Here is a 10,239-nt window from a genome sequence, read left to right as displayed (position 1 = left end):
GAACTCCGTCGGAACGTGGGGACGGGCCCTCAAAACCGCAGTCAGGGGGCCCGGCCAGTACTTGATCAGGATCTCGTAGGAAGCCCCGTGAGGCGGCTCGGCATACTGGAAGGCCATCTCCGGTCCGGCCACCAAAGAGAGCATCGGCGCCGATCGGTCCGATCCCTTGAGATCCCGAATCCTCTTCCAGGCCAGGGGGCTGTCGAACCTTCCGGAGAAGCCGTAGATCGTGTCGGTCGGGAGAAGGACGACCCCATCGTCCCTGAGAATGGGGACGAGGGCCTGGACGACGCGCGGCGAAGAGCCGCGCTTGTTCAGCTTGAAGACGGGGGGCGATCCGCCAGCGGAAGCCCCTCCCGTCGACTCCTTCGGTGCACCCACGAGCTCCTCCTCCCGTGTTCCGCTTCGGGCCGACCGACGGGCATTGCCCTCCCGCCGGAGCGCCCCTAGACTTCCTCCGAGCGTCGTGACGCGATGCAAGGAGGTGACATCCATGCCTGAGCGCAGTCCTTACCTCGCCGGCCAGCGCATCGCGCCGGAACCGGTCCGTCCAGGCATCTCTGTGAGCGACCTGGTCCGCCGCACCTTCCTCGCCTACAACGCGGCACGCCTTCGGGAGGCCTGCCGCCTTCTCTCGGAGAAGATGCTCCAGGACGGCGGCACCGTCGGCCTCTCGATCTCCGGAGCCCTGACCCCCGCCGGGATCGGGATCTCCTGCATCGCCCCGCTCCTCCGAGCCGGCCACGTCGACTGGATCGTGACGACCGGCGCGAACCTCTATCACGATACCCATTTCGGGCTCGGATTGTCACTTCATCAGGGGCGCCCGGCCGTGGACGACGTCGCCCTCCGGGCCGACCGGGTCATCCGTATCTATGACATCGTGTTCGAGTACGATGTCCTGCTGGCCACCGATCGATTCTACCAGGAAGTCGTCGCCGCGCCGGCGTTCCAGAAGCCGATGGCCTCCGCGGAGTTCCACCACGGCGTGGGGAAGTACCTGAGGGAACGCGAGAAGGTCCTCGGGATCAGCGAGAGCTGCCTGCTCGCGGTGGCCTTCGAGTGCGGCGTGCCGGTCTATACCAGCTCCCCGGGCGATTCCTCCATCGGGATGACCATCGCCGCCTCCGCTCTGGCGGGAAACAGGTTGATACTCGATCCCAATCAAGATGTGAACGAGACGGCCGCCATCGTCTACGAGGCGAAGCGCCGGGGCACGAGCGGCGTCTGGATCCTGGGCGGCGGTTCGCCGAAGAACTTCGTTCTTCAGACGGAGCCCCATCTGCAGGAGATCCTCTCCATCGCCGACACCGGCCACGACTACTTCCTCCAGGTGACCGACGCCCGCCCCGACACCGGTGGGCTCTCCGGCGCGACCCCGAGCGAAGCGGTGTCCTGGGGCAAGATCGATCCGACCAGGCTCCCCGACGCCGTCGTGGCCTACTGCGACTCGACGATCGCGATTCCGCTGCTGACCACCTACGTCCTCGAGAATGTCGCGCCTCGCCCGCTGAAGAGGCTCTACGACAACAGGGAGGCGATGCTGGAGGCCCTGCGCGACGCGCATCTGCAGACGCGCGTGACGCAGATGCTGCCCCCGGGAATCAAGCCGCCAGCCAAGAAGGGGCCCGGGGCGAGCTAGGGCGGTTTGATCGGGCCGACACGCTCGCCCGGAAACGTCCGGGGCCTGCTGAGTGGAGTCCTACAGCTTCGCCCCCCTCGCCATCTCTCTCTTGTGGGTGTCGAGCTTCCTACGCAGCCCCGGATTCGCGAGCGCCAGGATCTGCGCGGCGAGAAGAGCCGCGTTGCGCGCCCCCGCGGCGCCGATCCCGAGCGTGCCGACGGGGACGCCCGCCGGCATCTGCACGGTCGAGAGCAGGGCGTCGAGGCCGCCGAGGGTCCCCGCGGAGAGAGGAACCCCGAGGACGGGCAGGGTCGTCGAGGCCGCCACCGCGCCCGCAAGATGGGCCGCCATCCCCGCCCCGCAGATGAGGACCTGAATCCCCTTCTCCCGCGCCGAACGCGCATAGTCGCGCGCCTCGTCGGGCGTCCTGTGCGCCGAGAGGACATTCATCTCGCAGGGGATTCCGAACTTCCCCAGGACGCGCGCGGCCTCCGACATGACATCTCGATCCGACTCGCTCCCGAAGAGGATCCCCACCTGCGCGGGCGTCGAGGTCGTGCCGCGCCTTGCCCGGGATCCGATCCGCTCCGCCCCTCCGCCCTTCGCTCTCTTCCCGCTCTCCCCGCTCATCCCGCGATCCCCCTTCTTCCGATGTCCCTTCGATAGACCTTGCCTTGATAGTCGATCAAGGCCGCCCCCTCGTAGGCGATTGCGAGGGCCCTCTCGAGATCCTCACCCACGCCGACGACGCCGAGCACTCGTCCCCCGTCCGTCCTCGGCTCCCCCTCCGCCGATCTGGTCCCGGCATGGAAGACGAGGGCGCCCGCCCGCTTGCGCGCCTCCTCGATCCCGCTGATGGGCATCCCCTTCGCGTAGGCGTCGGGGTATCCGCCGGAGGCCAAGACGACGACGGCGGCGGCTCCCTTGCTTGCCTGGAGCTCCGGCAATGGAGTCTTCTCTCCGCGCGCGATCGCGTCCAGAAGCGGAAGGAGGTCGCCCTCGAGGAGCGGAAGGACGGCCTGCGTTTCCGGATCTCCGAACCTGCAATTGTACTCGAGCAGGAAGGGAGATCCATCACGCAGGATCAGTCCGAAGTAGAGCACGCCGCGGTACGGGCTCCCCCGTCGGTCCAGGGCCGCGAGCGTCGGTTCGATGATCCGCCGGCGAACCTGATCCTCCAGCGCTCGATTCCAGCGCGGGAAGGGGGCGTAGGCCCCCATTCCTCCCGTGTTGGGCCCTTGGTCGCCGTCCAGCAACCGCTTGTGGTCCTGCGACGTCGGAAGGAGGAGATAGTCGGTCCCATTGCAGAGAGCGAGAACCGACACTTCCTCTCCCTCGATGAACTCCTCGATGAGGACTCGCTCCCCGGCCGAGCCGAAGCGCCTCTCGACCATCATCTGGCGGGCGGCGGCGTTCCCTTCCTCGCGCGATCGCGCGATCACGACCCCCTTGCCGGCGGCCAGCCCGTCGGCCTTGATCGCCTTGGGGTAGCTGCCCCCGGCCAGCGCCCTCTCCGCCTCCTCCAGGCTCGACACGACCTCGCAGGGGGCGGTGGGGATCCCGTTGCGGCGCATCAGATCCTTGGCGGCGACCTTGCTTCCCTCGAGCGTCGCCGCATCCGTCCCCGGCCCGAAGACCCTGAGGCCCCGCGACTGAAACATGTCGGCGATTCCCGCGACGAGGGGGGCTTCCGGTCCGACTATGGTCAGATCGATCCGCGCAGCTTCCGCGAAGTCGGCGAGAGCCTCGAGGGCGGTCGCTGGGATCGGCACGGTAGTGCCCGTCTCCCCCATGCCCGCGTTTCCCGGCGCCGCGAAGATCCGGGGCCTCAGGGGCGAGCGAGCCACGGCCCAAGCCAGCGCGTGCTCCCTTCCGCCCGACCCCACGATCAGTATCCTCACGCTCGTTCCTCCTTTGACCTGAGGCGGGCGGTCGCCGCCTCCTCCTCCGCCGGCCTTCCCGCCCCGATCAGCTTCGGCAGCACCTCCTCGGCGCGGGAGAGCCATCCCCAGTGGCGGGGCGCTCGCTCCCCCTCGGCCCACCTGAGGGCATCCTCCAGATCCTGGAACACGCGGATTCCGGGGATTTTGAGCCGATCGGGACTCAGCCTGCAGAGGATCCCGACTTCGCATCGATCCAGGACGGCGCGCAGGGCGAGCGCGGTCTGCGTGTGGATCTCGTACGACTCCCTCGCGCGCCGGTTCAGCTCGTCGGCGTCGAGTCCCCAGAGTCTCTCGAGCGTCGCGGAGCCCGACCCCTCGTCAATCGCCGCGACCAGCAGCAGACGCCCCCGCTCCGACAGGAATCGCGCCGCATGCTGCAGGCTCTTGTGTGCCTGCAGGAAGGTCGCATCCCGCGGATGTCCGCCGGCGTCGCACACGAGGAGATCCGGCCGGCGCGAGTGGGCGATGCGATGGCCGTGAAGATAGTCGCGGCATCCCTCCTCGTGCGTCGTGATCCAGTCGCCGGCCCGCAAGAGCTCGGGACCGCCGGGCTCAGCGTCCTGGATCTGGAGCAGGAGATGAGGGGGACAGAGCCGCGTCGCTTCCACCAGATCCTCGTGGACCGGATTCCCTGCGAGCGCCCCCGGCGCGCACGCGCGATGCGGGCATCCCGCCGCGTCGAGGCTCAATCGATGGTTCGCGACGATCCCCTCAGGGTCACCCAGCCCCGGGAAGACGAGCTTCCTGCCGCCGCCGAAGCCGGCGAAGTAGTGGAAGCTCACATCGCCCAGGATCACGCGGAGATCCCCGTCCATCCACTTGGGATGGAGGCGAACCGGCGTGCCGGCGGGCGTCCTGCCCGCCTCCCGATGGGCCGCGAAACCGTCCTCGCCGTTGAAGGCGAGACTCCAGCCCGCCGGGAAGCGGACCCCTTCGGCGAGCGTGGGGCGGTGCACGCCCGTCGCGACGAGGACCACTCTGCTGATCGCCCTGGGCGTCACGGCCTCGAGCCACCGCGCCGAGGGGTAGGCCCACTCCATCCATGGCCCCCTGCGCGTCGCGTCGGGGACGACCAGGCGAACGTGTTTCGCTGCCGCCGCCCTCATCGAGAAGTCGGTCCATGAGGGAGCCTCCGGAACCACCGCGTCGAGCCTGCGCACGCGGGCATCCACATCCTCCGGGGCGATGACGCCGGAGCGCTTCGAGAGCCCCGCGGCTTCCTCCACGAGAGATCGAAGGGCCGCACGGCTGGGCGCGACGACAGGAGGCCGCCTCCAGCGCCCGAGAAGCTCCACCCGGATCCGGTCACGCCCGAGGCGCAGCCAGACGCTCAAGCGAACCTCCGTTCATGTCTCCCTCTCATCGCTGCCCCGCGCAGGATCCGCCGCAAGGCGCTCGGGGGACAATCCGCATCATCCTCTCCCGACGGGCACGAGGTAGGAACGCACGATCTTCTTCGTGCCCCACCCCGGGAACCGGACCTCGAGCCGCGCCTTCTCTCCTTCCCCATCGACCGAGAGCACCTCCCCGATCCCGTAGCGGACGTGGCGCACGAGAGTCCGGCCCGCCACGCGGGCGGCGGCCGGCTCCCTCGCGATGATCGGGCCGTCCCATTCATCCTCCGAGTCCTGGGCGGCCTCCTCATGCAGCTCTTTCGCCGTCGCGGCGCGCCGCGCCGGGAATCTGGCGGTCGCGGCGTGAAGGCGGCCTTCGATCTCGAGCAGCTCCTCGGGGATCTCCGAGAGGAACCGGCTGAGGTCCGAGCCGGCCATTCGATTGATGCGGCGCCGGGAACGGCTCGCGGTGAGCGTGAGAGTCCGCCGGGCTCTGGTCACGGCCACATAGAAGAGGCGGCGCTCCTCCTCCAGCTCTTCGGGATCGGTCAGGGAGGAGATGTGGGGGAAGAGCCCGTCTTCGAGGCCCGTGACGAGCACGGCGTCGAACTCGAGACCCTTGGCGTTGTGCACGGTCATCAGAGTGACCCGCTCCTCGTCATCCCTGAGTTTGTCGCTCTGCGCGTACAGGGCGACCTGCTCCAGGAAGTCGACGACCCCGGCGCTCTCCTCCGCATCCTCGTACCCCCTGGCTCCCTCGATCAGCTCAAGCACGTGCGCGAAGCGATCTTCCCACTCGGCCTCGGACTGCGATCGAAGGTACTCCCTGTACCCGATCTGGTGCGCGATCTCCTCGAGAAGGACGTGGGGCTTCTCATCGATCCGAGGAACGAGCGTCATGAGATAGGCAGCCAGATCGGCCAGCGCGGCGAATCCTCGCCCCTCCATTCCCCATTCCCGCGCCCGCTCGCACGCGGTGAGCAGATCGACGCCCCTCGCGCGGGCTTCCGAGAGAATGCGATCGATCGTCATCTCGCCGGCGCCGCGGCGCGGAGCCAGCGCCGCCCGCCGGAAGGAGACCTCGTCGTGCGGATTGGCGAGCAGCCGAAGATAGGCCAGGAGGTCCTTCACCTCCTTGCGCTGGTAGAAGGCGATCCCTCCGAGGACGCGATAGGGGATCTCCGCCCGGATGCAGGCCTCCTCGATCGCTCTCGACTGGGCGTGCGTCCTGTAGAGAACTGCCAGATGGGACAGGGAAGCCCCCCCGCGGACCTCCTCCCTGATCCTGCGCGCCACATGCCTGGCCTCTTGTTCCTCGTCCTCCGCCAGGAAGAGGCGGACGGCCTCCCCGGGCTCGTTCTCGGTCCACAGCGTCTTGGGCATGCGGCCGGCGTTCTTGAGGACCGCCGCGTTGGCGACATCGAGGATCCGCCTGGTCGATCGATAGTTCTGTTCCATCCTCAAGACGGCAGTCCCCGGAAAATGCCGCTCGAACCCGAGGATGTTCGTGACATCCGCCCCGCGCCACCTGTAGATCGATTGGTCGTCGTCCCCGACGGCACAGATGTTCCCGTGCCGCTCGGCCAGGCGCCGCACAAGCTCCAGCTGGACCCGGTTGGTGTCCTGGTACTCGTCGACGAGGATGTGGCGGAAGCGCTGCGCATAGGCGTCGCCGATCGACCTGTTCTCGCGGAGCAGGCGCACGGCCAGGAGCAGAAGATCATCGAAGTCGACGCCGTCCTGCTCGCGGAGCCTAGCGTCGTAGAGGCGCCACAGACGCGCGATCCGTCGCCCGCCCGGCCCGGCCGACTCCGACTCGAGGCGCTCCGGATCGATCATCCTGTTCTTCGCGAGCGAGATCGCCGACCGCGCGTCCGCGGCCCGAACCGGATCGTCGGTCTTGCCCGACTCCTTGAGGATCTGCCGGATCAGGCTGAGGCTGTCGTCCGCGTCGAAGACGGTCAAGTTCCCGCGAAAGCCGAGGGCTTCCTGGTGCCTCCTCAGGATCCTCAAGCAGATCGAGTGGAAGGTCCCGATCCAGATCGCCTGCGCGGTCGGTCCAAGGAGCTTCTGGACGCGCACGCGCATCTCTCCCGCGGCCTTGTTGGTGAAGGTGACGGCGAGGACGGCGTCGGGAGCCACTCCCCGCGCAGCGACCAGATGCGCCAGCCTGCTCGTCAGGACGCGGGTCTTGCCGCTTCCCGCGCCCGCGAGGATGAGAAGCGGCCCCTCCCCATGGGCGACGCCGCGCGCCTGGATCTCGTTGAGCCCTTCGAGGATTGCGGACACCGAATCGTCGCGATGCAACAGAGCCCCTCCGTGGGGATCGGGCGGCGCGTCGCCCCTTACACCCGATGCGGGCCCGACAGGTCGGGCCACGGCGCGCAAGCCGCTACTTGTACTCGAAGCGGAGCTTGAGATCAAGCGAGTACCGATCGGTCGGAGTTCCCGTCTCCATCCGCCGCTCCACGCCGGCGTTCAGGTAGAGCTGCCCGCGGAGATTGTAGTGGAGGCTGACACCCTGGTCCGCCGCGCCTGCGAGCTCGCGGCTGTAGGCCAAAGACACCTGCGGCAGCAGCGTTTGCCTGACGCTCAGTCTCCATGCCTCTCCTGCGCTCTCGCCGGGCTCCAACTGGACCTTCTCGAGCGGAGCGATCAGCTGTGTGATCTGCGATTCGATCTGGCTGACCAGCTCGGTGAAGAGATACTGCCGGGAGGGATCGGTCACGCCGACCGTCCCCGTGCTCGCGTCCGTGAGGCGGCCGATGCTCAGAAGCTCGATCACCTCATCCTGGGTCCTCTCCGGCTGCGAGCTGAACTCCAGATTGAGGGCGGCGACCGGACCCGTCGCGTTGATCAGGACCGTGATCTCCTGCGGAGCTTCTCCGAGCCCCCCCCGTTCCGGCACGCGCGTCTGCGCGTTGACATCGAGAATCGGCTCCGGCCCCCGCCCCGTGTCGCGAAACTCCACGGTCCCATCGGTGATCGTGAAGACGTTGTTGAAGACCCGGTAGCGCCCTCCCAGAACCCGGATCCGCCCGCTGACGTTCACGAGGGGATCCGCGAAGCTGACGTGCAGGTCCTCGCCTTCGCCCAGCTGAACTGAAGCGATGGCGGTCGAGATCCTGAGATCGCCGGGAGCCTTCACGTCGATCTCCGCCCTCACGGGGCTCGGACGGGCTCCTGGGGTCGGGGGCGGGGGCTGCTGCTTCGCGAGATCCCCGATGATCGCCCCCTCTTCGACCTCGACGGTGCCGACGATCAAGGGGTAGGAGCCGCCGGCCTCCTCGACGGGAAAAACGCTCAGATCCCCATTCGCCCGAAGGTGATAGAGGCCTGTCTCATAGAGCGTTGCATCATCGACCTTCGCGTCGAACTTGAAGTCTGCGGGGTCCCGCCAGTACCCCACGACATCGATCCTTCCGTCCTCCCCGATCCGGCCTCGGAGGGATCTGATCCGCAGGCCTGTCGAGTCAAGGACGACGTCGCCGTTGATCTCCCGGAGCCGCTCCTCTCTCTTGGGGAGTCGAATCTCACCCCCGCGAATCGAAAGATTCCCTTCCGCCCAGGCGCGACGCGGGGTGCCGCGCAGCGAAATGGCGCCGGAGAGCGTGCCCTTCGGGTCGTGGATCTGGCGCGACAGGAGGCCCAGAATCGCCAGGTCGATAACGGGGAGGCTCGCGTCGAGCGACAGAGGTCGATCCTTCGGGACGCTCGCTCTCCCGATCGCGGGACTGAGGATCAGCGGCATCGCTCCGCGCGCCCTGGCGCGCTGATCGTCCCGGCACCAGACCAGGCTGTCGAGGGTCAGGTCCTGGGGGACATAACTGAAACCGAAGAGCAGCGAGTCGGCCTCCGCCTGGTACAGGTGGAGACGATCGATCCTGCCCTTCAGCTTCGCGCGCGGCGCGACGATGGCCCCTCCAAGCGTGAGGGCGAGGCCGATCTCGCCGTCGATCGCGTCCTCCACGGCGACCGCCTCCGCGCTGTCTCCCACCCCCACCGTGCGGATGCGGGCGGTCATCGGATCGACCGATTCCAGAAGGAGCGTCCTGCCCCCTCCTGGAACCGACTCGAGGCCGGTGCGGACAAGCCTCCTGACCGAGAGATCCTCGACGCAGAGGCTCCCGGAGATTCCGGTCCCGCGCAGAACTGCCGACATGGAATCGCGGATCGACTCCACGAACTGGGGGAAGGGCACCGGCGCGAGAACCGAGAGATTCCTGGCGCGAAGCCTCCCACGGCCGCCTCCGACGCCGGCATCGAGCGAGTCGATGCAGAGCTCGCCCCCGGCCTCGAGAGCGAGGCGTGATCGCAGCGGACCGATCGGCCATCGGGCCGCGACGATCTCCGTTCCCCGCAGAGTCGCGTCGCACTCGGGTCGCTCCATCGACCCGGCGACCTTCGCCTCGAGATCGATGCGTCCGGCGACCATCGACTCCGGAAGCTCAAGCCCGCGCCTGACGAGGTCGAGGTCGAAATCCTCGATCGTGAGCGCCCCCCGCAGGGGAATACCTTCTGGGCCGATCTCGAGGCCACCCCGCGCCCGCCCATGGGCTGAGGCGAGTTCCGCCTCCTCGATCCGGACGCCACCGCGCGCCCAGGTGAGCCGCACCGGTCGGCTCGCGCGCCACGATGGAAGGGAGCCCGGCGTCAGGACGAGGGGGTCGATCGTCAGAGATCCGGGGTCGGTAGGAATGATATCGGCGCTCGCCGCGAGGGACAGGGTATCCAGGAGAGCCCAGGCATCGACCTTGAGGGTCCTGTCCCAGTCGACCAGAAAGCCGGCGCTGTCGGCCGGCACACCGAAGATGTCGGCCTGCTCGACCAGAGCCTTCCCGCGGACTCGCAGAGGCGAGAGCGCAACGACGACACTGTCGGCGGCGACACGGCCCGCCCTCGCTTCGAGAATCCGGAAGTCGGTCGCATCGAGAGAGGCGAGCAGCCGCGGAGAAGCAACCGTTCCACCTAGGATCACCGTCCCGGACACTTCTCCCCCGATCGCCGGCTCGAGGAATGGCTGGGCGAGATCCTCGAGCCCGGCCCCCTCGAGGCGGAACCGCCCTCGCAAGGCCCCTCCATCGATTTCCCATGCGCCATGGCCCGAGACTCCATGTCCCGGCTGTCCGACGCGCAGGCTGTCGAGGCGGACGACCCGGCTCGCAAGCTCTCCTTCCAGCGCGATCGGCTCGATGCGCGAACCGAGCCCCTCGAACCATCCGTCGAGCAGTCGCGCGGACGCCTGCGGCTCATCGGCGGCGGCCACAAAGGCGCCCTCGAGCCTTCCCCCCGCGCGCGCCCGAGGCAGGCCGGGCGATAGGACGGCCAGCGCCGGATC

General features: G+C 68.3%; 7 protein-coding genes. 1 reads left to right on the top strand and 6 read right to left on the bottom strand.

All coding sequences use genetic code 11. The features are described from left to right. A partial coding sequence (locus tag FJY88_09055; GenBank protein ID MBM3287480.1) for a hypothetical protein occupies positions 1 to 495 on the bottom strand: 495 nt, incomplete at its 3' end. Here FJY88_09055 and FJY88_09050 point away from each other — a divergent pair. Continuing rightward, entirely contained in the window at positions 494 to 1,642 is a 1,149-nt protein-coding gene (locus FJY88_09050; protein ID MBM3287479.1) for a deoxyhypusine synthase, read from the top strand. The two genes, FJY88_09055 and FJY88_09050, sit on opposite strands and share 2 nt — an antisense overlap. Before the next feature lie 60 nt (positions 1,643 to 1,702). Here FJY88_09050 and purE read toward each other — a convergent pair whose 3' ends face one another. The 5 genes from purE to FJY88_09025 all read right to left on the bottom strand — a co-directional run. Beyond that, a complete protein-coding gene (purE, locus tag FJY88_09045; GenBank protein ID MBM3287478.1) occupies positions 1,703 to 2,254 on the bottom strand; it encodes a 5-(carboxyamino)imidazole ribonucleotide mutase in 552 nt (183 codons plus the stop codon). Next, complete coding sequence (purD, locus tag FJY88_09040) at positions 2,251 to 3,525, bottom strand: phosphoribosylamine--glycine ligase (GenBank protein ID MBM3287477.1); 1,275 nt, start codon at positions 3,523 to 3,525, stop codon at positions 2,251 to 2,253. Before purD ends, purE begins: the two co-directional genes overlap by 4 nt. Then, positions 3,522 to 4,901 (bottom strand): DUF2088 domain-containing protein, encoded by a 1,380-nt coding sequence (locus tag FJY88_09035; protein MBM3287476.1) that lies wholly within the window; start codon positions 4,899 to 4,901, stop codon positions 3,522 to 3,524. Before FJY88_09035 ends, purD begins: the two co-directional genes overlap by 4 nt. Before the next feature lie 78 nt (positions 4,902 to 4,979). After that, positions 4,980 to 7,208: an ATP-dependent DNA helicase PcrA gene (locus FJY88_09030; protein MBM3287475.1), complete on the bottom strand. Its 2,229-nt coding sequence runs from the start codon at positions 7,206 to 7,208 to the stop codon at positions 4,980 to 4,982. A gap of 85 nt (positions 7,209 to 7,293) precedes the next feature. After that, positions 7,294 to 10,239: hypothetical protein (locus tag FJY88_09025; protein ID MBM3287474.1), on the bottom strand; the 2,946-nt coding region annotated here is incomplete at its 5' end.

It is taken from the genome of Candidatus Eisenbacteria bacterium, assembly GCA_016867495.1.
Taxonomy (GTDB): domain Bacteria; phylum Eisenbacteria; class RBG-16-71-46; order CAIMUX01; family VGJL01; genus VGJL01.
Note: the sequence above shows the minus strand (reverse complement) of the source record. Positions and strands in the feature narration are given on the sequence as shown.